Genomic DNA, 21,601 nt, shown 5'->3' with positions numbered 1-21,601 from the left:
GGGTCAGAGGTATGAATCTAGACCTTTGATGCAATCGATCCAGGAGTTCACACGACGGAAATCGAAGCGCGCCGCGGCAGAGTCAACTCGATTCGTCGTCGCGTGTCCGGTCGGCCTGGGCGCGCTTGAGCTCGTCCCGCTCGCCGCGCAGGCGCTTGACCTCGTTCTTGCGGTGCTTCATCTGCATGCTCGCGCCGGTGATGATGATCGCCAGCAGGGCGCCGCCGATGACCCCGCCGAGGGTGCCGGCCCGGAAGCCGGGGGCCTCGACGTCGAAGATCCGCTCCCCCGCGTGCGCCGCCTTGCTGTTGCCGGCGACGACCGAGAGCGTCAGCCAGTTGGGCGCGGCCAGGAGCAGCGCGATGACCGCGACGACGATGCGCCAGGTCCAGTTGAAGAACCGGCGACGGATCTGGAACAGCAGCAGGACCGGGACGAACGTGAAGACGAATCCGTAGAACGCCCCCCAGAGCGTGCCCTTGGTCAGGCTGTCGTTGACCTGGTCGCCGACGCGGTGCGCCCACCAGCGTGGGAAGAACGCGGCTGAGACCCGGAACCCGATGTAGGCGACCGCGAGCAGCAGGACCGCGAGCACGATCCGCTTGACCCAGGCGCCGGGCGCGATGTCGGGCTGGTCCTGGATCTTGCGCTCGAGCTGGTCGTCCTCGTGGGGCTCGTTGGTCGCCGCCGACTCGTCCTGGGTCATGGCCACATCATGGCATCGCGGAGGGGCCGCCGCCCGTCACTGGAGGGCAGCCGCCATCGCCTGCCACTCCTCGGCCCGGACGACCCCGTCCTGAGTCAGCCCGGCAGATGCCTGCAGCTTCTTGACCCGGGCGAGCGTGACGGTGTTGAAGTAGCCGTTGCGGTCGGCGCCCGGCATCCCCAGGGCGGTCTGCAGGAACAGCACCTGGGTGCCGACGTCGACCTGCTTGATCGGGCGCGTCGAGAAGTGCTCGAGCCCGTACGCGATCGCGGCGTCCCGGCCGTAGCCGCTGACGACACTCGCCGTGACGCTCGACGGGCTCAGCGATGCCCAGGTCGGCTGGTCGAGCACACCTGTGTAGGGGATGTCGTGAGCGCGTTGATATGCCGACACGGCCTTCCAGGTCGGCCCGTCGAACCGCGACGACTTGGGTACGCCCAACAGCGCCTGCGCCTTCGCGACCGTCGCGCCAGTGGTGCCGTACTGCCGATCGATCAGGGACGTCCGCTTGACCTTGCCCGACGATGACGGACAGGCGCCGGCTCGCGGAACGCTGGTGCGTACGCCGTACGTGCCGGTGAACCGCATGCACGGCCCGAGGTCGATCGTGCCGACCTTGCCGGTCCAGAACGACGTGTTGCCGCGCGCACCGTTCCAGCTGAACGAGATGTGCACGTGGTCGGTGTGGTCCGAGCTCGTACGCCACCCGTCGGATGCGCGGTAGATCGCCCAGATCTTCTTGTTGTAGATGATGTACATGATGCCGAGCCGGCGGGCGTTGCGGCCGCTGTTGGCGGTGGCCCAGCCGATGAAGTTGGCCGCGGCGGCCCGCTCGCTCTTGTCGCCGACGTCGACCATCCAGTCCCACGCGCGACCTTCACTGTGCTCCGAGACACCCTCGGTGCAGCCGTGGTGGATGGCTCCGGCGCCACCCTCGCCGTACGTCTTGAGTACGAGCGCCCGGAGCTTGACGACGCCGGGCATGTCGATCGGGCTGCAGGACGCCTGCGGCAGGTAGGGCGACGCCGGGTCGACACCTGAGGGCAGGGTCACCGGTGGTGTGGGGCCCTTGGGGCTCGACGGCAGGGTGATGGGCGGATCCCCCGCTGCTGCCGGTGACACCAGCAGTGCCGAGACCGCGACGAATGAGGCGGATGCAAGCAAGAGTCGGCGCATAGTCTTCCCCCAGATTTCGAGACCTGCGTTTCATCATGCGTTGCATCCGCCCCATATGTCACTCAAACCCCGGCATCCTGCTTCGACGGCGCGAGCAACGCGACGATCACGGCAGTGACCGCGACGACCACTGCGGCGATCATGAGTGCCACGCCGATGCCGTCGACGAACGCGTTCTGGGCCGCCGCGACGAGCTGCTGCCCGGCGGAACCCATCTCCTGGACGTGCGGGGACTGCGTGAAGGCGATCGAGCTCTCAGCACCTTCGGCGACCGCCGGCGGCAGGCCGTGCACGGCCTCGGTCATGCCGTCCCGGTACTGCTGGTTGAGGACGCTGCCGAGGATCGCGATGCCGAACGCACTGCCGAGCTCGCGTGCCGTGTCGTTGACCGCCGACGCGACGCCCTGCTTGCTCTCGGGCAGCGACTCGGTGATCGCCGTCGTGGCCGGAGTGCCGGCCAGTCCCATGCCTGCGGCGAACAGCACCAGACCGAGGGCGAACGACCAGTACGTCATGTGCGTGCCGACCTGCGAGACCACGACCAGTCCACTGGCGGTGAACAGCAGGCCGAGCGGGGCGAGGCGACGGAAGCCGACCTTCTGCGCGATGCGCGGCGCGTTGCGAGCCAGCGGGATCATCACGATCGGAAGCGGCAGCAGCGCCACGGCGGCGCCGAGCGGCGAGCGCCCGACCACGAACTGCAGGTACTGGATCACCACGAAGAACAGGCCGAACGTGGCGAAGAACTGCACCATCACGGTGAGCGATCCGGCACTGAAGCTGCGGTTGCGGAACAGTCGCGGGTCGAGCATCGGGCGGTCGGACTTGAGCTCCCACAGCACGAATGCGATGAGTCCCAGCACGCCGGCGGCCAGGGCCGTCATCGTCAGGGCATCGTCCCAACCACGATCCGGGCCCTCGATGATCCCGAAGACCGTCGCGGCGACAGCCACGAGGGACAGCAGCGCACCGATGAGGTCGAGGCGTGGCGGGTTCTCGTCGACCGACGTGGGCACCACGACCAGCGTGCCGATCAGCGCGAGCACCGCCAACACGACGTTGAGCCCGAAGAACGAGCTCCACGAGAAGAACTCGAGCAGGAAGCCGCTGCCGAACAGGCCCAGCACGGCACCTCCGCCGGCCATGCCCACCCATACGCCGATCGCCTTCGCGCGTTGCTCGACGGGGAACGAGGTCGTGATGATCGACAGCGTCGTCGGCATGATGGCCGCGGCGCCCACTCCCATCAGGGCTCGCAGCGCGATCAGCTGCGCGGGGTCGCTGGTGAGCATGCCGAGCCCGGCCGCGATGCCGAACACGGCAAGGCCTCCGGCCAGCAGCTCGCGGCGGCCGAACCGGTCGCCCAGTGCGCCGGCGAACAGCAGCAGTCCGGCGAACACGACGGTGTAGGCGTCGACGATCCAGGTGATCTGGGTCTGGGTGGCTCCGGTCTCGCGAGCCAGGTCGGGCAGGGCGACGTTGAGGCCGCTCACTGCCGAGACGACCGTCATCAGGGCGAGCGAGACGACGGCGAGGATCGGGCCCGTACGAACGCGGGTCCCGCTCCTGATGTCGGTGGTGGACATGGTGTTCTCCTTGTGAGTAATTCTACGTTTGATGAATTATTATTCATCGCGTGTTGAATTGTCAACAGGCAGCGCCGTTTCGACCCGTTCAGGCGGAGCGAGTAGGTTCGTCGTGTGCGTATCGCGACCTGGAACGTCAACTCCATCCGCAGCCGCATCGACCGGGTCACCGGCTGGCTCGAGCGCAACGACGTCGACGTCCTCGCCATCCAGGAGACCAAGTGCCGTGAGGACCAGTTCCCCGGTCTCGAGCTGTCGGCGATGGGCTACGACTACGCCCATTTCGGGCTCAACCAGTGGAACGGCGTCGCGCTGATCTCCCGCGTCGGGCTCGACGACATCGCCACCTCGTTCGCCGAGGACCAGCCGATGTTCGGCGACCCGGAGATCGTCGAGGCCCGGTCGATCGGCGCGACCTGCGGCGGCGTCCGGGTGTGGAGCTTCTACGTGCCCAACGGCCGTACGCTCGAGGACCCGCACTACGTCTACAAGCTCGCCTGGCTCGAGCGGCTGCGACAGGCCTCGATCGAGTGGCTCGCCGACAACCCCAAGGGCGAGATCGCGCTGACCGGCGACTGGAACGTCGCCCCGCAGGACGAGGACGTCTGGGACATGACGGTCTTCGAGGGCCACACCCACGTGTCGAAGCCCGAGCGCGAGGCGTTCCAGGCGATCCTCGACGCCGGCTACGCCGATGTCGTCCGCCCACACACCCCCGGCGAGTTCACCTACTGGGACTACCAGCAGCTGGCGTTCCCCAAGAAGCGTGGACTCCGGATCGACTTCATCCTCGCCTCGGAGGCGCTGGCGGCACGCGTCGACCACGCCTGGATCGACCGTGAGGAGCGCAAGGGCAAGGGCGCCAGCGACCACGCTCCGGTCGTCATCGAGATCAGCTGAGCTGATGCTCAACCGCACTGCGCGCAGGCTCCACGACCTGGGACCTGACCCCGACGGGAGCGCCCTCGACACCGTCGCCGGATGGATAGCGGGCAAGCCCTCGCGCCGGTCCGCATTCGTCGAGGGCCTCGCGGAGAGGTACGCCCAAGAGCCGACGCTCAACGAGCTTCGGGTCGCGGAGCGCCTGCTCGAGGGCTCGGAGCGCAAGGTCCTGACCGGGATGAACGATGCCCTCCGCGACGCCCGGCCCGAGCTGCTCTACCCCCTCCTGGCCCGGCTGCGGTTCCTGCTGACCAAGGACCAGCCCAAGGCGTTGCGGACGCAGCTGGGGGCCGCGCTGGCCACCACCGACACGACCGGCGCCGACCTCGATCCGCTCATCGAGGCGGCCATCAAGCTCACGACGCCCGAGGACCTGCGGCACGCCGTGGCGTACGTCGATCAGCACCCCGGCCAGGTTGAGCCCGACTCCCTCGCGGCCCGGGTCTCGGCACAGGTCGCCGCCCTCGACACCGAGGACTGGGCGACCGAGCTGGAGCCGTACGTCCGTACGCCGGACGACCTCCGGACCTGCTTCGAGGTCGCCGTGACGCTGCGCCACGAGCCGGCGATCCGGCAGCTCGCCCCCGACGTCGATCGAACCGGCCTGAGCGACCGGCACCTGATCCGCGCCGCCGACATCCTGCGGCGGGCCGCCAACGGCACGCTCGCGCTCGACTTCGCCCGGGACGTCCGCCGGTCCGACAGCGCCGCCGGTCGCACCGCCCGGCTGATCCTCGGCGAGGCGGAGTCCCTCTCGCTGCTGACGTCCGGCTGGACCCCTCCGGCGCGACGCAGTGAACCGGCTCATCCGCCCCGGGCCCGATCGGTGTTCCACGTCCTTCAGAACTCGCTGCCCTATCGCACGACCGGGGCCGCAAACCGCACCCATGGCCTGCTGAGCGGAATCGCCGCTGAGGGCTACGAGGTCAATGCCGTCACCCCGCCGGGGTTCCCACTCGCCGACGTGCCGAAGGACCGCCAGGACGCCATCGAGGCGACCGAGCGGCTCGGCGACGTCACCTACCACCACCTCATCGACACCGACCAGGTCATGCCGCGCTTCCCGGTCATGCCGTTCGTCGAGACGTATTCCGCGGCGATCACGGACCTGGCCAGCGAGGCGTCCGCGGCGCTGATCCACGCCTCCAGCAACTCGCACAACGCGCTGTCCGGGATCGTCGCCGCCCGCCGACTGGGTGTCCCCGCGGTCTACGAGGTCCGTGGGCTCTACGAAGAGGTGCGACTGTCGCTGCACAGCACGTACGGCGACACGCCTGAGTACCAGCTCGCGGTGCACATGGAGCACCTGGCCGCGACGGAGGCGGACCATGTCATCGCGATCACCGAGGGTCTCAAGTCGACGATCGTGGAGCGAGGTGTGGCGGCCGAGAAGGTCACGGTGGTCCCCAACGGGGTCGACACGGACCGCTTCCAGCCGCTCACGCGCGACGAGGACCTCGCCAGCCACTACGGGCTGACCGACAAGATCGTCATCGGCTACGTCGGCTCGTTCAACTGGTACGAGGGGCACGAGATGCTGTTCGAGGCGTTCGGCCGCCTCCACGGCCGGCACCCCGACGTACGCCTGCTCATGGTCGGCGGTGGCACCGAGAACGAGGCACTCCTCAGGCTCCGGTCGAGCCTGGGCCTCGAGGACGTCATCCTGATGCCCGGCAAGGTCCCGTTCGAGCAGGTGGAGGCCCACTACTCGCTGATCGACATCGCGCCGATCACCCGGCTCTCCTCGCTCGTCACCGAGACGGTCTCGCCACTCAAGCCCTTCGAGGCGATGGCGATGGGCCGCACCGTCGTGTCGTCCGACGTCGCGGTCATGACCGAGATCATCGAGCACGAGCAGACGGGACTGCTCTACACCAAGGACGACACCGACGCGCTCGAAGCGGCACTCGAACGGCTCGTCGTCGATGCCGACCTGCGGGAGCGGCTCGGCGCCCGGGCCAGGGACTGGGTCGTCGCCGAGCGCGACTGGCGCATCCTCGGGCGGCGCGTCACCGATATCTACCGGTCCCTCGGAGCCGGCTAGCTACTCAGCTGCGGCGGAGGAAGTCGGTGCCCTTCTCGGTCCGCAGGTGCTCGTGCTCCAGCTCGGGGTGGGCCGCCTGCCACAGCTTGACGACCTCCTGCTCGGCCGGACGAATCATGTCGTCGAGCACGACCGACGTCCGTGGCGCCAACCGGTCCCAGGTCTGCGGGAGGGCGGGGAACCGCGCGAGGCGTGCCGTCGGTGCGGGCGGGCCGTCGACGAACAACAGGCCGATGCCGTCCAGGTCGTCGAGCTTCGCCGGGTCGTACCACTGCTGCACTCCGTCGGCGCCCGGTACGTCGACCAGCGGGGCGTGCCGGGCCTCGGCGATGTCGCCGACACCGTGCCGGGCCAGCAGCTGGTTGGTCTTGGCGGCGTAGTCCTCCTCGTGGTCGAGGGCCACGATGCGGGTGTCGATGTCGTTCTGGCGGGCGGCAAGCGCGAGGAACAGCGTCGAGATGCCGCTGCCGCACTCGACGACGAGCGTGGGCCGCTCGTCGACCAGCTCCTGGACCAGCACGACGAGCGCGTCGGGCGAGACCGCCCACCCGCGCATCGGCGGGATCGCGGCCTTGATCTCCACCATCTCGAACAGGTTGAGCGTCGCCTGCACCTGTTCGAACGAGTGCCTCGAGACCTTGCGCACCCCGTGGAGGAGTCCCTTGCTGGGATCGGAGATGCTCTGCCGGACCTTGTCGACGCGCCGACCCGTACGACCGGTGGTGGCGGCGATCTCGCGGAGCGCCGTGCGCTGCTGCACCCGCTGCTTCTTGACGGCAGCGTCCAACGCCGAGATGCGCTGGTGCAGGCGACGGCTCTGCTGCTCGCTCCGCAGCGTGTGTGCGACGAGCAGGAGTGAAGCCAACGTCACCGGGACAGCCAGCGCCCGTTCGCCCCACTTGGCGGTCGCCGCCACCATCACGACGGTCGCGACGACGGCCACCAGCAGGGCGAGCAGCAGCCCTGTGCGGCGATCGATCGACGGCAGGCCCCTGCCTCCACGGTCGCTCATGCCGTCTCCCCCGTTCGGGTCAGATGATCCGCGATCACCGCGGCGATGCGCGGACCCGCGTGCCCGTCCCACAGGGGCGGCACCACCTGGTGTCGCGCCTCGCGCGGGCCGAGTGCCTCGATCGTCCGGGGCACCAGGGTGTCCAGGTCGACGAGCTGGTTGGTGCCGTGGCTGATGGTGATCGGCCGCTCGGTGTTGGGCCGCAACGTCAGGCACGGGATGCCGAGCACCGTGGTCTCCTCCTGGACTCCGCCGGAGTCCGTGATGACCGCAGCGCCGCCCCGGAGCAGGCCGATGAACTCGACGTAGCCGAGCGGCTCGATGACCTTCACGCCCGCGTGGTCCATCAGTCCGGCCCGCTCCAACGCGGCGCGTCCTCGCGGGTGCAGAGGGATGACGACCGACGCATGGTCGGCGATCTTGTGCAGCGCGGCCACGATCTCGGTCGCGCGATCCGCGTCGTCGACGTTCGACGGCCGGTGCAGCGTCGCCACGACGTACGGACCCGTGAGGCCAAGGTCCTGGCGGGCGGCCTCGGCATCGAACAGCTCGAGGTTGGCCAGCAGCGTGTCGATCATCGGGTTGCCGACGAAGTGGATCTTGTCGGCCGCGACACCCTCCGTGCCCAGATGCACGTTCGCGTCCGCGCTGGTCGTGAACAGCAGCTGGGCGAGGCTGTCGGTCACGATCCGGTTGACCTCTTCTGGCATCGTCCGGTCGAAGCTGCGCAGGCCGGCCTCGACGTGGGCCACCTGGATGTCCAGCTTGGCGGCGACGAGGGACGCGGCCAGGGTCGAGTTGACGTCGCCGTAGACCACGACGAGGTCGGGCCGGTCGGTGAGGAACATGTCCTCGAGCGCGACCATGACCTTGGCGGTCTGGCTGGCGTGGGAGCCGGAGCCGACCCCCAGGTTGACGTCGGGCTCGGGCAGGCCCAGCTGCTCGAAGAACACCTGGGACATCTCCCGGTCGTAGTGCTGCCCCGTGTGGACGAGCACCTGCCGGATCCCGCGGTCACTGAGCGCGCGGATGACCGGGGCCGCCTTGGGGAAGTTCGGCCGGGCGCCGGTCACGTGCACGACGTGAGCGACGGGCTTCACGGGCGTGGGCTCAGATGAGGGGGACATATGCTCCTACGCTATCCCGCACGATGTCAGGCCCCGAATCGGCGTGACCGTGCTCGCCGCAGCCCGCCACCGGTCCTCCGCCCGAGATCAGCCGAGTCGCGGCCCGGTAGCCTGCGCACCATGCCCGATCAGACCGCCCGGCTCGCCGAGCCCCGTGTGATCGGCCTTGTCGGCACCATCCCTCGCGGGTTGCGCCAGAGGATCGTCGGCGAGCACCCGGGGTGGGTCGAGCACGAGCTCGCCGACCCGCACCTCCTGCTCCTGAGCCGTGGCCGTACGCACTCGTGGACCGGACCCGGTGCCCGCGGGATCCACTGGTCGGGGCAGGGCCAGGCCGGTCCTGTCTCGGGCTGGCAGCAGGCCATGCACGAGACGGTTGCTGTCGGCGTCGCGGTCACGGCGGACGAGGTCGTCCTGCACACGTCCAGCTGGGGCAACCAGGCGTTGTACGTCGCGTGGCTCGATTCCACGACGCTGGCGTTCTCGACGACGTCGGAGGCACTGCTCGACCTGCTGGAGGGCCCGCTCGATCCCGACTGGGACGCCTGGGCCTCGATCCTGACGTCCAACAACCCGATCAACGGGCGCACGCCGTTCCTGCAGGTTCGCCGGCTGCGAGGTGGCGAGCACCATCGCCTCGACGTCACGACCGGCACGTTCTCGACCGGGCTGGACGCCCACCGGTTCATCAGCGAGGAGCGCTCCCCCGCCGCTCCCGGGGAGATCGTCGACGGGCTGCGCACCGCCCTGACCGAGCACCCCGTGCTGGCCGAGGGTGCACCGGACGGTGACTACCTGGCCTCGCTCCCGTTGACCGGTGGCTGGGACTCACGACTGCTCGGCGCGATAGCCGGCGAGCAGTTCGGCCCCGAGGCGTTCCTGGCGCTCACGACGTCCAAGCACACCGAGAACGTCGATCCCGACGTGACCTACGCGACCACGCTGGCGCAGCTCCTCGGCATGACGCAAGAGATCATCCACCCTGATCGCAGCGCCAACCCGGCCTACACCGCAAGGACCATGGCACTCCTGGAGTACGAGAGCTGGGAGCACAGCTGGTTCGGCCCGGCCGCCGGCGTCCTGATGGCACGCGGCCTGCCGGTGATCGACGGGTTCGCCGGCGACACCCAGCTCAAGAACGCGTACGCCAACCGACGGCTCTTCACGGCCGAGCCGGCCGACGTCAGCGACGAGCTGTGGCGCAAGCTCGACCGGCGGCCCGCGCTCGGGCTGCCTGGTGCGACCGAGTCAGTCCGTGACGAGCTGGAGCAGCGCATGCGGCCCGACGTCGAGGCCTCCAGGCAGGGGGTCGAAGGTCATCCCAACGAGGGCCGGATCGCCGTGCTGCGCAGCCGGATCATGAGCGGCGTCGGCCTCGCCCCCTTCAAGCTGCTGGCGACCGGGGTCGAGGTCGTGACGCCGTTCCTGCATCCCGCGGTGACGTCCGCGACGATGTCGATCCCGGCCGAGGCCAAGGCCAGCGGCGCCCTCTCCCGCCAGGTGCTGGAGGCCGCCATGCCCGGTCTCTCCAGCCTGCCGTCGACCAACGATCCCGGTGCGATGGCGGCCCGGGGACGCCGCCGCACCAACGGTCCGGAGGCGCGGGCGTGGACCGCCGAGCGGCTCGGTGTGCTCGACCGGTTCATCGGCCACGGCTTCACTGCCGAGGACGTCGAGGACCTGCACGGCAAGCCGGCCGACGCCTGGCGCCACCGGTTGATCCAGCTCAGCTGCTGGCTCGAGGCGTACGAGTCACGGCTCTCCTCGACGACTCCCCCGTGGTGGGGCCGATGAGCGGTGTGCACCCCGACGGGCTGGGCGGACCGCGGACCCTGGTGGTCGCCAGCAGCCCGGTCGAGCTCGACGACTTCCGCAAGCGTCGGTACGACCAGATGGTCGTCGTCCACGCTCGCGCTGACGGCACGTTCGACCCTCGCGTGCTGCCACCGTTCCAGCGCGCTCTGGTCTTCGCCGACGCGGCCGACGCGACGGCCATACGCGTGGCAGCCGACTACGCCGCAGGCCGGCTGGGGGCCGGTGGGATCATCGAGTTCGTGGATCCCGCGAACAACCCCGAGGCAGCCGTCGGCACGATCGCCGCCGCCCTCCCCCACATGGAGGTCACCGTCACCGCTCTGCCCGCACCGGCGCGCGTACGCGTCGTCGAGGCCGTCCCGCGCCCGCCCGCCAGACCCTCCCTGCTCCAGCGCCTGCGAGGCCGCCGATGAGCGCCCCGGAGCTGACCGTCGTCATCGTCTCGGACCAAGGCTCGGCGCCCGTGCTGCCGCGACTGGCCGAACTGGCCGCGCTCGAGGCGTTCCCGCGGTTCACGGTCTCGCTCCTCGTACGTTCGGGCGACCTCGACCGCGACGCGGTCCAGGCGGCGGCTCCGTGGGTCACCGTCATCGACACCGACGGCACGCCACTGACCCTCGAGCAGGCCGTGGCCACCGCGCTGCCGACCGTCTCCACGCGCTTCGTGATGTTCACCGACGCGGCGATCGCCGGCCAGGGCACGATCGACCGGGTCATCGACCGCGGCCACGAGTCAGTCGAGTCGTTCGGGCTCGCCGACGCTCCGTTCCCCCTCCTGACGCCGATCGGCTGGTCGGAGCGGACCATCACCGACGCCTATCGGGGTTGGCTCGACCAGCAGCATGCGGACGCCGTCGCTGCACGGCGGGCCGACCTCGACGGCTACATCCACATGCTGCCGCTCCGCAACCTGCTGGCCCGGCTCGACGGCATCGACGTGCTCGAGGGCGGCACCGTCCTGCGCATCACCGGCATGTGCCGGCGCGGTGCGACCGACAGCGTCGAGCCGCCCGATCACGGCATGGAGCTGTTGGTGGTCGACGACGCCGGCACGGTCGTGGCCCGCGCCGACGCCCGCCCGACCCCGCGCATCGAGGCCGGCCTGACGAGGTGGACCGGGTTCATCGCCGATCTCCAGGTCGACGACCTGCCCTTCGGCAAGGCGACCCTCGACATCAAGCTCGCCGCACCTCCGGGGCGCGAGGACGTACGCGTGCCGGTCAAGCCGGCACCCGGAGCCCTGGCTGCCTCCCGCCCGCTCGTCGTGAGGGACCGCCGCTTCCAGTTCTTCCCCGTCCACGGCTCCGGCCGGGCCGAGTTCGTGACCCAGTCGGCGACCGCTGCGCTGGCGAGGATGCGCTGGAGCGCCACGGTCCTGCGTCGCGACCTCGGCGGGATGTTGCGTCGGCGACCGTTCGCCTGGACCCGGCCGATCCGCGCCCTGACGCGCCCGATGTTCTGGCGACGCACGATCTGGCTCGTCGGCGAACGGCCCGACACCGCCCGTGACAACGGCTATCACCTGTTCGCGCACCTCACGCGCGAGCGCCCCGACGTCGACGTCTACTACGTCATCGACCGGGCCAGCGCCCAGTACGACCAGATGTCCGCGCTCGGCCGGGTCGTCGCGCACTCCTCGTTGCGCCACCGGCTGCTGATGTATCACGCGTCGGTGCTCGTCAACGCGTACTCGCTGACCCACATGCTGCCCCAGCAGTGGAGCAAGGCGCTGTACGTCCGGCACTTCGCCTGGCGCGTCGGCGCGTTCCGGGTCTACCTCAAGCACGGCATCCACATGAACCCCAAGGTGCTCAAGCGGCAGCAGACCGGGTTCGACCTGTTCCTGACCGCGAGCCGGCGCGAGACCGAGGCGGCCCGGGTGACGTCGGGGTACGACCGGCAGATCGTGCCGACCGGCCTGCCCCGCTATGACGCCCTGGTGCCGACCCCGCCGACCCGCACGATCCTGTTCATGCCGACCTGGCGGATGTACCTCGTCCCGCGCCTGTTCAGCGACGAGACGACGACCAAGGTGCCGTTCGAGGGGTCGACCTACCAGCGCTTCATGCAGGACTTCCTCGGCAGCCCGCGACTGCGCCGGCTGCTCGAGGAGCACGACTACCAGCTCGAGTTCATGCCGCACTACAACATGCACGCGCACCTGGCCCAGATGCCGCTCACGGGCGACCGGCTCACGGTGCTCGACGGGTCGGCACCCGACATCCAGGACGTCATGCGGCGGTGCGACCTGTTCCTGACCGACCACTCGTCGGTGCACTTCGACATCGCCTACCTCGGCACGCCGCTGATCTACACGCACTTCGACGACGACGAGTACTTCGGCGGCCATGCGCACACCTCATGGTTCTCGCACGAGGAGGACGGTTTCGGGCCGGTCACCCGCGACGTCGAGAGCACGATCGACGCGATCGAGCACTACGTGCTCAACGGGTGTGAACGCGAGGCGGAGTACTCCGCACGCGTCGAGGAGACGTTCATCTTCCACGACCGGCACAACTCGCAACGCGCCGTCGCGGCGATCGACGACCTGATCGAGACCCGCGGCATCAGCTGACCGCACGCCCTACTCGTGGCCGAAGCGGCCCTTGGTCGCGCGGAACAGCTCTGCCGCGAGCTGCGGCTCGGCACTGTCGACGTACGTGCGGGTGATGTGGGTGCCCTGCCGGTAGACCAGCACGTTGCCGATGACCGTGGCGCAGCGCGTGCGGTCGGGGCAGATGACGTTGGTCAGGTCGATGATCCCGACGCCCGGCACCTCCGCCGCGGCCTTGCGCTGCGCGGGCGCACCGGACCGGGCGATGCCCTTGGCCTTGTCGAACGCGCACCGGGGCAGGTCCTTGGGGTGCTTGGCCACGCATTCGTACACCGGCTGGGTGAGCGGCTCGGGGTTGTCCAGCAGCGTCACCAGCGCGATGCCGGCGTCGGTGATCTGGCGCCAGTAGCGCGCGGTGCCCTGCACCATGGCGTCCTGGGTCAGCGCGGCCTCGCCCGACTTGCCCTCCGGCAGCGCGGTGCCGCGACGGTGGCCCGAGATCACCAGGTCGGGGTGGAGCTCGAGGATCTTCTTCAGAGCCGCCCGGCCCCACTCCCGGCAGGTCTTCTCGTCCGTGCCGGCGTTGTTGGCGTCGGTGAACGAGCAGGCGGACTTGGTGATCTGCAGGATCCGCCAGCCCTCCTTCTTGCCGAGGTCCGACAGCGCCGTCTGCCACTGCACGATCTTGGAGTCGCCCACCAGCACGACCGTCCGCTTGGCCTTGGCGTCGCCGAACGTGCAGACCTTGGGCTTCGGATCGCCGACGGCGACCTGGCAACCCGGCTGGTCGTCGTACTGGGGCGGACGGTCCTGGGGCGCGTCGACCGCGAGCGGGCGCATTTCGTCGACCGCCTTGATGTCGCTCCACACCGTGCCGGCGTTGGCCGGATCGGTCAGCGCACGCGCCCCGATGCTGTCGGCCTTGGGCGCCTCCTTGACGACGGTGCCGAGTCCGACCGAAGCGTTGAGCACCAGGCCGAGCCCCACGCCCACGGCAGTCAGCGCCGCTCCGAGGCCCAGCGCGCGGGAGGTCGGCTTGAACGGCGTACCGAAGCGGACCGGGTTCTCGATGTACGTGTGGCACAGCCAGGCCGGGACGACCGACAGGATCATCAGCAGCACGGTCCAGCGCAGCCGCAGGTCGGGGTACTTCGCCTGGGCGGCGATCAGGATCGGCCAGTGCCACAGGTAGAGCGAGTACGACAGGCCGCCGACCCACACCATCGGCGCCGTGCTGAGCAGGTGCTGCGGCGAGCCGGGGGTCGCGGCGATCCCGCTCGCGATCACCGCCGCTGCGCCCAGCACCGGCAGCAGCACGTGGACACCCGGCCAGGTCGTCGAGCCGTCGAAGGCGAGCACGGCGTACGCGATCGCGGCCAGGCCGAGCCAGCCCGCCGCTGCGCGCAGCGCTGCGGGCAGGCGGGCGAACCGTGCCGCGGAGAGCGCCAGCAGGGCGCCGACGCCCAGCTCCCAGATGCGGGTCGTCGAGACGAAGAACGCCGTGCCCGGGTTGCTGTGGGACTGCTGGACGGAGTAGACGAACGACGTCGCCGTCACGATGCCGAGCAGCGTGAATGCGCCGAGCCGCCACCGCCGTGCAGCGACGAGGGCGACGACGAGCATCAGGACCGGCCAGACGAGGTAGAACTGCTCCTCGACCGACAGCGACCAGTAGTGCTGCACCGGTGAGGCGCCGACGTCCTCGGCCAGGTAGTCGACCGAGCGGTCGGCCAGGCGCCAGTTGACGACATACAGCGCCGCCGACACGATGTCGCCGCCGAAGTCCTCCCGCTGCGTGATCGGCAGCCACACGTACGTCACGACGGCCGAGAACAGCAGGACCGTGGCGCTCGCGGGCAGCAGGCGACGCGCGCGTCGCGCCCAGAAGCGTCCCAGCGCCACGCGGCCGGAGCGGGAGACCTCGCGGGCCAGCAGGCCCGTGATGAGGAAGCCCGACAGCACGAAGAACACGTCGACGCCCACGAACCCCCCGGCGAACCACGGCAGGCCGGCATGGAAGGCCAGCACGACACCGACGGCGATCGCCCGCATCCCCTCGATGTCGAGCCGGAGCATCCGCCCGTGGTCCTGGCGAACCGTGTCGTCGGTCCGGGCGGCCGCGCCCAGCTGTCCGGCGCTCACGCGTTGGCTCCGAACAGTCCGTCGGTGGCCCGCCACAGAGCGGCGGACAGGCGCGGCTTCGCACTGTCGACGAAGGTGGTGGTCAGATGGCTGCCCTGTCGATAGACCAGGACGTTGCCGATGACCGCCGGACAGCGATCCCGGTCAGGGCAGATCGTGCCGGACAGGTCGACTGTCTTCACCCCGGGTACGCGCTCGGCGGCCGCGCGCTGCGACGGCGCGCCGGATTCCTCGATCGCCCGCTTGCGGTCGAACGAGCACCGGTTGAGCTCCTGCGGATGCCGGGCCACGCACTCGTAGACCAGCCGGTCCTCCGGAGGCAGCGGATTGTCCTCCAAGGACACGAGCGGGATCCCAGCGTCCGTGACCCTCTTCCAGTAGTTGGCGAGGCCGTCGACCATGGCCTCACGGGAACGTCTCGACGTGTTCCTGGCGTGCTGAGGTGCTGCGGTGCCGTGTCGGTTGGACACGATGACGAGGTCGGGCTTCATGTCGAGGATCCGTGCCATGGTCGCCTTCCCCCATGCCCGACAGTTGTCCCCGTCGGCGTTGCCGGTGCTGATGTCTGCGAACGCACAGGCCGACTTGGCGAACTGGACGAGCTTCCAGTTCTGGTCCTTCGCGATCGAGCTCAGCGCGGTCTGCCACTGGACCATCTTCGAGTCGCCCACGATCACGACGGTGTGGGCACCCGCGCGGTCGCCGAAGTCACACTCGACCGGCTCGCTGCTGCCGTCCAGGACCTGGCACTCGCGGCGGTTGTCGTACTGCGGTGGCCTGTCCTTCGTGGCCTGAAACGCCAGCGGCCGCATCTTGTCGACCGCCTTGATGTCGCTCCACACGACACCTGCATTGGCGGGGTCGTCGAGCGCTGCCGCACCGGGGCTGTCGGCCGGCGCGGCCTTCTCGACCGTGCCGACGGCCACCGAGGCGTTCAGAGCGAAGCCGATCCCGACGCCCAGTGCGGTCAGAGCGGCCCCGATACCGAGGGCACGACTCGTGGGCTTGAACGGGGTGCCGAAGCGGATCGGGTTCTCGATCAGCTTGTGGCAGAACCAGGCGGGCACGATCGACAGGATCATCAACAGCACGGTCCAGCGCAGCCGCAGGTCAGGGTACTTCGCCTGGGCGGCGACCAGCATCGGCCAGTGCCACAGATAGATCGAGTACGACAGCCCGCCGATCCACACCATCGGTCGCGCGCTGAGCAGACGCTGCGGCGAGTACGGCGCCGCCGTGATGCCACTCGCGATCATCAACGCGGCGCCGAGGGTCGGGACGAGAGCGTTGACCCCGGGCCAGGTCGTCGACCCGTCGAAGAACAGCGTCGCGTAGGCGATCGCGGCGATGCCGCCCCAGCCGCCGATCGCCCGAAGCGCGCCGGGCAGACGGCTGACGCGGGTCGCCGACAGGGCGAGCAGCGCACCGATGCCGAGCTCCCAGATGCGGGTCGTCGAGACGAAGAACGCCGTGCCCGGGTTGCTGTGGGACTGCTCGACCGACCAGGCGAACGAGGTGACGGTGACGAGTCCCAGCACGCCGAATGCGCCGACCTTCCACCGTTTGGCTGCCACGACCGCGACCACCACCATGAGCAGCGGCCAGATGACGTAGAACTGCTCCTCGACCGAGAGCGACCAGTAGTGCTGCACCGGTGAGGCGCCGACGTCCTCGGCCAGGTAGTCGACCGAGCGGTCGGCCAGGCGCCAGTTGACGACGTACAGGGCCGCCGAGACGATGTCGCCGCCGAAGTCCTCCCGCTGCGTGATCGGCAGCCACACGTACGTCACGAGTGCCGAGAACGCGAGCACCGTCGCACTGGCCGGCAGCAGGCGCTTGACCCGCCGGGCCCAGAAGTTGCCGATTCGCACGCGCCCGGTGAGGGCGACCTCGCGCGCCAGCAGGCCCGTGATGAGGAAGCCCGACAGCACGAAGAACACGTCGACGCCCACGAACCCACCGGCGAACCACGGCAGGCCGGCATGGAAGGCCAGCACGACACCGACGGCGATCGCCCGCATCCCCTCGATGTCGAGCCGGAGCATCCGCCCGTGGTCCTCACGCACCGCAGCCGGACGCTGTCGGCGTGCTCGGAGCATCGGGGACGGTTCCAATCTGCTGCGGGAAGGGACTGGGCACCGGCCGCGACCGCAGGAAGGTCGTGCTCGCAGTCTTCGGGGCGCTCGAAGTGCCGCCGGTCAGGTTACCCGACAGCCCGCACGAGACCCGAATCGTCACGTCCCGCCACGGCTTCGACCAGAGACCGCGCGGCGCCCGCAATTGGTGGGTGTTCGCCCCGTTGGGGTAACCTTCCGCAGGCAGCAAACCCACCCAAAAGGAGCCTGCTTTGTCCATCGACATGGCCATCATCGGTCTCGGTTACGTCGGACTACCCCTGGCCCAGCAGGCATCCCGCTCCGGCCTCAGCGTCGTCGGCTTCGACGTCAACAGCGCGATGGTCGACTCGCTCAACAGCGGCACGAGCCACATCGACGACCTCACCGACGACGACATCGCCGAGATGCTCTCGCTCGGGTTCACCGCGACGACCGACGAGAAGGCCCTCGCGGACGCCGACGCGATCGTCATCTGCGTCCCGACCCCGCTCTCGGTCGACGGCGAGCCCGACCTCGGCGCCGTCATCGCCGCGACGACCACGATCTCGCGCCAGCTTCGCAAGGATCACCTCGTCGTGCTGGAGTCGACGACCTACCCCGGCACGACCGACGAGGTCGTCCGCCCCATCCTCGAGAAGGCCGGCCTGACCGCGGGCAGCGACTTCCACCTGGCCTTCAGCCCCGAGCGCGTCGACCCGGGCAACCCCACGTACGGCATCGCCAACACCCCCAAGGTCGTCGGCGGCCACACCCCGGAGTCGACCGAGGTCGCGACCGCGTTCTACAGCCGGTTCATCGACACCGTCGTGCCGTCCAAGGGCACGCGCGAGGCCGAGATGACCAAGCTGCTGGAGAACACCTACCGGCACATCAACATCGCGCTGGTCAACGAGATGGCGCAGTTCTGCCACGAGATGGACATCGACCTGTGGGAGGTCATCCGCAACGCGGCGACCAAGCCGTTCGGCTTCCAGGCGTTCTTCCCCGGACCCGGCGTCGGCGGTCACTGCATCCCGATCGACCCCAACTACCTGTCCTACAAGGTGCGCGCGACCCTCGGCCGCCCGTTCCAGTTCGTCGAGCTCGCCCAGTCGATCAACCTGCAGATGCCGGCGTACGTCGTGGAGCGCGTCGCGGACCTGCTCAACGACGACGGCAAGGCGCTGCGCGGGTCGACGATCCTGCTGCTCGGCGTGACCTACAAGCCCAACATCGCCGACCAGCGCGAGTCGCCGGCCACCCCGCTGGCACAGCTGCTGCTCGACAAGGGCGCCAACCTGGTGTTCCACGACCCGCACGTCGAGGAGTGGACCCCCAACGGTGTCTCGGTCACCCGCGCGGACGACCTCGACAAGGCGCTGGCCACGGCCGACGTGTCGGTGCTGCTGCAGAACCACCGCGACTACGACCTCGCGTCGATCGCGGCGACCGCCAAGAAGCTGTTCGACACCAAGGGTGCGACGGACGACGAGGGCGTCGCACGCCTCTGAGGCGCTAGTGCTTCTCGGCCGCGAGCGCCTCGCGGAGCGAGTCGATGCGGGCGCCGAGCTCACGCTCGGTGGCCCGCGCCTCGTCGACGCACCGCAGGCCGATGTTGGCGATCGCCCGGTTGATCTCGCCAAGAGCCGTCGCCCGGCCGTCCGGCACCGTGACCTGCTGGTTGCGCCAGATCAACAGGGCGACGCCGAGCATGAGCAGCTGCAGCAGGGCCAGGCCCACGACCGCAAGACCGATCTCGTCGGCCAGGGCCCCCACCACCACGACGGCCAACAGAATCAGGCCGGCGGCCGATGCCAGCGTCACCAGGTTGTCCGAGAGTCGTTTGATCACGGGGATTCCCTTCGGTCGGCGAGCGGGACACCGCTCGCAGCGATGAGCACCTGGCGAAGCGCCTCAGGGCTGAGCATCTGCTCGGCCCACGCGTAGCCGCGCTGCTGCTGTGCGATGAAGCCCTCTGGATCCTGCCACAGACGTTGGGCGACGTCCGGGACCGCGGACTCCTCGGCATAGATCGCGGCATCCCCGAGGTGCTGCTCATAGGTCGGGGGCAGGAGCAGGACGCAACCCCGGGAGGCGGCCACGGCGATCTCGTGCGAGAGATCGGGCCCCCACGTCCGGCGCGGCAGTCCGACGAAGATGTCGAGCTGGTCGACGAACTCCTCGAGCGGTGTCTCGCGGCTCAGCAACCAGTTGGCCGGCAGCCCCTTGGCGTGGCGCTTGGGACCGATGACCACGAGCGGGTCGCGGATCCGCACGTCGTACGCGTCGTCGTTGGGAAACAGCCGCAGGAGATCCTCGACGGTCGGCCGATCACGGTCGGGCGACGTGCCACCCATTCCGGTCGTGCCGACGATCGCCCGGGTGCCGCGCACCCCGGCGTACGCGCGCCGTCGACCGGGCACCACCCCGAGGTGCGCGGGGTCGGCGATCCTGGCCTGCGCGCCATCAGCCTTGAGTGCTGCCGCGATCTCGGGTGTGGCCGGCTGCCAGACCACGTCGCCGCCGAACATCTTGGCGGCATTGTCCTCGGCCGTGACGGGGTCGTAGACGTACGAGCCGTCCTCGGGCGCGCGCGGCGGGTAGCCGGCGGAGATCACGACGGCGTCCGCCGCGACCGCGCGACCCGCGACCCGACGTGGATAGCACAGCAGCTCGGGATCGCGGACGTACGCGAGGCCGGCGTGCAACGGCTCCTCCCACCGGTCGAACACCGCCCGGCCGTCCTGCACGAGCAACATCGTGCTGCGGGCCGGCGAGATCCGAGGGCGCGCCGCATATCGCGGGATCTCCGCCTGGAGGAGTCCGACCTCGAGGCCGGCGTCCACCAGCGCGCGGACCTCGTCGTCGGCTCCGATGTAGCGCGGTTGACCGGCCCGCCAGTCCGACATCACGACCACGTCCCGCTCGACCGCCCCTTCGGGGCGTGGGCCGGTGAACGACAGCGGCACCGGGAAGCGGCGTGGCGCCCCCGGCTCGATCCGTATCGACTCGTTGCCCAGGGCGATCTCGTTGTGGAAGTGCTCGTACGCCTGCCGGTAGGCGACCCGGTTGCCGTCTCGCCAGCCGAACAGGAAGTCCGTGCGTGACAGCGAGCCGTGGGTGAGCTGCACGAGCGCGAGCGGGTCCTCCAAGGTCTCGATCCGGTCCTGGCCGAAGTGCTTCTCCAGGCGCTCGAGGAACTCGCTGTCGGCGCCCTTGCGCACCTCGTCGAAGCCGCCCAGCTCGGTCACGACGGGATCACGCCGCATCAGCAGGGAGGACGAGTTGACGCGCAGCGGGGCGTAGCCGATCTTGTTGACGCTGAGGTTCTCGTAGGCCCGCACCGAGCGACTCAACGAGGCGACCAGCCCCGGCTCGGCGAGCAGCGGCAGCATCTGGCGCTCGATGCGCTCGGGGTGCGACCAGTCGTCGGAGTCCTGGAACGTGATGAAGTCGCCTCGGGCGACCGAGATCGCGTAGTTGCGGATCTTGTAGGTGCCGCCGTTGACCGGCATCCGGTGCAGCTCGAACCGGTCGTCGAGGGCGACGGCCTCCTCGATCAGCGGTTGGGACTCAGCCGGGGAGCAGTCGTCCACCACCAGCACCTGGAGGTTCTGATAGGTCTGGGTCGCCAACGACCGTAGGGCGGTCAGGAGGCTCTGGTCGGGCTTGAAGACTGACATCACGACCGAGACCACGGGGCGATCGTCGGCCGAACGACTCGTGACGGCCGTCGGCATGACCCGGTCGAAGGCGTTGCCGTCACCCGGTGCCAGTCGGATCGGCGAGACGCCGGCGCTCTCGAAGATCCAGTTGAACCGCTGCAGCCACGCCGCCTCCTCGGCCGCGCCCGGGGCGACGTCCGGGTGCATGAGCTCGGTGTCGAGCATCCACCGGGTCTCGTCGGCCAGCACGAGCTCGGGGATGACCTGTTCGACGTACGCCAGCCGGCCCGCGGCGATGTTGGTCTGCGCCTCGAGCCTGTCGATGTCGCCCGGAAGGCCCTGTCCCGGTTCGAGCCGGCGGCCGGCCCGCAGGATCCGAAGGGCTTGGGTCAGATCGGCTGCCTCGGCGAAGTCACCCGTCGGCCCGGGCTGTCCGCCCATGACCCTCGCGACCCACGCCAGACCCACGACGTCGATCGGTGCCCGGTCCGCCGCACTCCCCGACGCGACGATCTCCCGCGCCTCGGCCAGCAGTGCCGGGTAGTCGCACCGTCCGTCGGTCGCCTTGAGGGCGAGCAGGGTCAGCCCCTCTTCGGAGCCGTAACGCATCGTGCAGTCCGCGATGAAGATGGGCCGCTTCTGCAGCGTGCGAGCGTGATCCCTCAGGTACTGCGGCACAGGATCACTCATGAGACGCGGGACCTCCAGAACTCGACCATCAGCACGTGCCCATGGC

The 21,601-nt window shown here is 69.7% G+C and carries 15 protein-coding genes; 6 read left to right on the top strand and 9 right to left on the bottom strand.

What is annotated here, in order from left to right; genetic code table 11:
- Window positions 1–82: 82 nt before the first annotated feature.
- The 3 genes from BOSE46_RS07410 to BOSE46_RS07400 form a co-directional block, all read right to left on the bottom strand.
- Window positions 83–706, bottom strand: coding sequence for a hypothetical protein (locus BOSE46_RS07410; RefSeq protein ID WP_159539632.1), 624 nt, complete (start codon window positions 704–706; stop codon window positions 83–85).
- Between the two features lie 36 nt (window positions 707–742).
- Entirely contained in the window at window positions 743–1,870 is a 1,128-nt protein-coding gene (locus BOSE46_RS07405; RefSeq protein WP_159539631.1) for a peptidoglycan-binding protein, read from the bottom strand.
- A gap of 74 nt (window positions 1,871–1,944) precedes the next feature.
- The gene (locus tag BOSE46_RS07400; RefSeq protein ID WP_159539630.1) at window positions 1,945–3,468 is read right to left on the bottom strand and encodes an MFS transporter; all 1,524 of its coding nucleotides are present in this window, start codon (window positions 3,466–3,468) and stop codon (window positions 1,945–1,947) included.
- Window positions 3,469–3,582: 114 nt separating this feature from the next.
- Here BOSE46_RS07400 and BOSE46_RS07395 point away from each other — a divergent pair, with 114 nt between their 5' ends.
- Together BOSE46_RS07395 and BOSE46_RS07390 are read left to right on the top strand one after the other, a co-directional pair.
- Window positions 3,583–4,368, top strand: coding sequence for an exodeoxyribonuclease III (locus tag BOSE46_RS07395; RefSeq protein WP_159539629.1), 786 nt, complete (start codon window positions 3,583–3,585; stop codon window positions 4,366–4,368).
- 4 nt (window positions 4,369–4,372) lie between these two features.
- Window positions 4,373–6,454 (top strand): glycosyltransferase family 4 protein, encoded by a 2,082-nt coding sequence (locus tag BOSE46_RS07390; RefSeq protein WP_159539628.1) that lies wholly within the window; start codon window positions 4,373–4,375, stop codon window positions 6,452–6,454.
- A gap of 4 nt (window positions 6,455–6,458) precedes the next feature.
- Here BOSE46_RS07390 and BOSE46_RS07385 read toward each other — a convergent pair whose 3' ends face one another.
- Window positions 6,459–7,466, bottom strand: coding sequence for a class I SAM-dependent methyltransferase (locus BOSE46_RS07385; RefSeq protein ID WP_159539627.1), 1,008 nt, complete (start codon window positions 7,464–7,466; stop codon window positions 6,459–6,461).
- The gene (wecB, locus tag BOSE46_RS07380) at window positions 7,463–8,566 is read right to left on the bottom strand and encodes a non-hydrolyzing UDP-N-acetylglucosamine 2-epimerase (protein ID WP_236551651.1); all 1,104 of its coding nucleotides are present in this window, start codon (window positions 8,564–8,566) and stop codon (window positions 7,463–7,465) included. The genes BOSE46_RS07385 and wecB overlap by 4 nt, the downstream gene beginning before the upstream one ends.
- A gap of 147 nt (window positions 8,567–8,713) precedes the next feature.
- Between wecB and BOSE46_RS07375 the strand changes: the two genes are divergently transcribed.
- From BOSE46_RS07375 to BOSE46_RS07365, 3 genes are read left to right on the top strand one after another with little or no spacing between them, the layout of a single operon-like run.
- Window positions 8,714–10,387 (top strand): hypothetical protein, encoded by a 1,674-nt coding sequence (locus BOSE46_RS07375; protein ID WP_159539625.1) that lies wholly within the window; start codon window positions 8,714–8,716, stop codon window positions 10,385–10,387.
- Window positions 10,384–10,821 carry a hypothetical protein gene (locus tag BOSE46_RS07370; RefSeq protein ID WP_159539624.1) on the top strand — a complete coding sequence of 146 codons (438 nt, stop codon included), beginning with the start codon at window positions 10,384–10,386 and terminating at the stop codon, window positions 10,819–10,821. Before BOSE46_RS07375 ends, BOSE46_RS07370 begins: the two co-directional genes overlap by 4 nt.
- The gene (locus BOSE46_RS07365; protein WP_159539623.1) at window positions 10,818–12,983 is read left to right on the top strand and encodes a CDP-glycerol glycerophosphotransferase family protein; all 2,166 of its coding nucleotides are present in this window, start codon (window positions 10,818–10,820) and stop codon (window positions 12,981–12,983) included. Before BOSE46_RS07370 ends, BOSE46_RS07365 begins: the two co-directional genes overlap by 4 nt.
- A 9-nt stretch (window positions 12,984–12,992) precedes the next feature.
- Here BOSE46_RS07365 and BOSE46_RS07360 read toward each other — a convergent pair whose 3' ends face one another.
- Together BOSE46_RS07360 and BOSE46_RS07355 are read right to left on the bottom strand one after the other, a co-directional pair.
- On the bottom strand, window positions 12,993–15,104 hold the full coding sequence (locus tag BOSE46_RS07360) for an acyltransferase family protein (protein WP_159539622.1): 2,112 nt from the start codon (window positions 15,102–15,104) through the stop codon (window positions 12,993–12,995).
- A complete protein-coding gene (locus BOSE46_RS07355) occupies window positions 15,101–17,203 on the bottom strand; it encodes an acyltransferase family protein (RefSeq protein ID WP_159539621.1) in 2,103 nt (700 codons plus the stop codon). The genes BOSE46_RS07360 and BOSE46_RS07355 overlap by 4 nt, the downstream gene beginning before the upstream one ends.
- A 248-nt stretch (window positions 17,204–17,451) precedes the next feature.
- Between BOSE46_RS07355 and BOSE46_RS07350 the strand changes: the two genes are divergently transcribed.
- Window positions 17,452–18,711, top strand: coding sequence for a nucleotide sugar dehydrogenase (locus tag BOSE46_RS07350; RefSeq protein WP_159539620.1), 1,260 nt, complete (start codon window positions 17,452–17,454; stop codon window positions 18,709–18,711).
- A gap of 4 nt (window positions 18,712–18,715) precedes the next feature.
- Here the strand turns inward: BOSE46_RS07350 and BOSE46_RS07345 are convergent, their stop codons facing one another.
- Together BOSE46_RS07345 and BOSE46_RS07340 are read right to left on the bottom strand one after the other, a co-directional pair.
- Window positions 18,716–19,051, bottom strand: coding sequence for a hypothetical protein (locus BOSE46_RS07345; protein ID WP_159539619.1), 336 nt, complete (start codon window positions 19,049–19,051; stop codon window positions 18,716–18,718).
- Entirely contained in the window at window positions 19,048–21,555 is a 2,508-nt protein-coding gene (locus BOSE46_RS07340; protein WP_159539618.1) for a glycosyltransferase family A protein, read from the bottom strand. The genes BOSE46_RS07345 and BOSE46_RS07340 overlap by 4 nt, the downstream gene beginning before the upstream one ends.
- Window positions 21,556–21,601 lie beyond the last annotated feature (46 nt).

Origin of the sequence: Aeromicrobium sp. 9AM (genome assembly GCF_902506105.1) — a bacterium.
Classification (GTDB): Bacteria; Actinomycetota; Actinomycetes; order Propionibacteriales; family Nocardioidaceae; genus Aeromicrobium.
The sequence above is the reverse complement of the archived record's forward strand: the minus strand, read 5'-3'. Positions and strand labels throughout refer to the sequence as shown.

Excerpts from the sequence above, each read along its gene's own strand:
- BOSE46_RS07410 (WP_159539632.1), bottom strand. The coding sequence starts at position 706 with ATGACCCAGGACGAGTCGGCGGCGACCAACGAGCCCCACGAGGACGAC.
- BOSE46_RS07400 (WP_159539630.1), bottom strand. The coding sequence starts at position 3,468 with ATGTCCACCACCGACATCAGGAGCGGGACCCGCGTTCGTACGGGCCCG.
- BOSE46_RS07390 (WP_159539628.1), top strand. The coding sequence starts at position 4,373 with ATGCTCAACCGCACTGCGCGCAGGCTCCACGACCTGGGACCTGACCCC.
- BOSE46_RS07385 (WP_159539627.1), bottom strand. The coding sequence starts at position 7,466 with ATGAGCGACCGTGGAGGCAGGGGCCTGCCGTCGATCGATCGCCGCACA.
- BOSE46_RS07375 (WP_159539625.1), top strand. The coding sequence starts at position 8,714 with ATGCCCGATCAGACCGCCCGGCTCGCCGAGCCCCGTGTGATCGGCCTT.
- BOSE46_RS07370 (WP_159539624.1), top strand. The coding sequence starts at position 10,384 with ATGAGCGGTGTGCACCCCGACGGGCTGGGCGGACCGCGGACCCTGGTG.
- BOSE46_RS07365 (WP_159539623.1), top strand. The coding sequence starts at position 10,818 with ATGAGCGCCCCGGAGCTGACCGTCGTCATCGTCTCGGACCAAGGCTCG.
- BOSE46_RS07355 (WP_159539621.1), bottom strand. The coding sequence starts at position 17,203 with ATGCTCCGAGCACGCCGACAGCGTCCGGCTGCGGTGCGTGAGGACCAC.
- BOSE46_RS07340 (WP_159539618.1), bottom strand. The coding sequence starts at position 21,555 with ATGAGTGATCCTGTGCCGCAGTACCTGAGGGATCACGCTCGCACGCTG.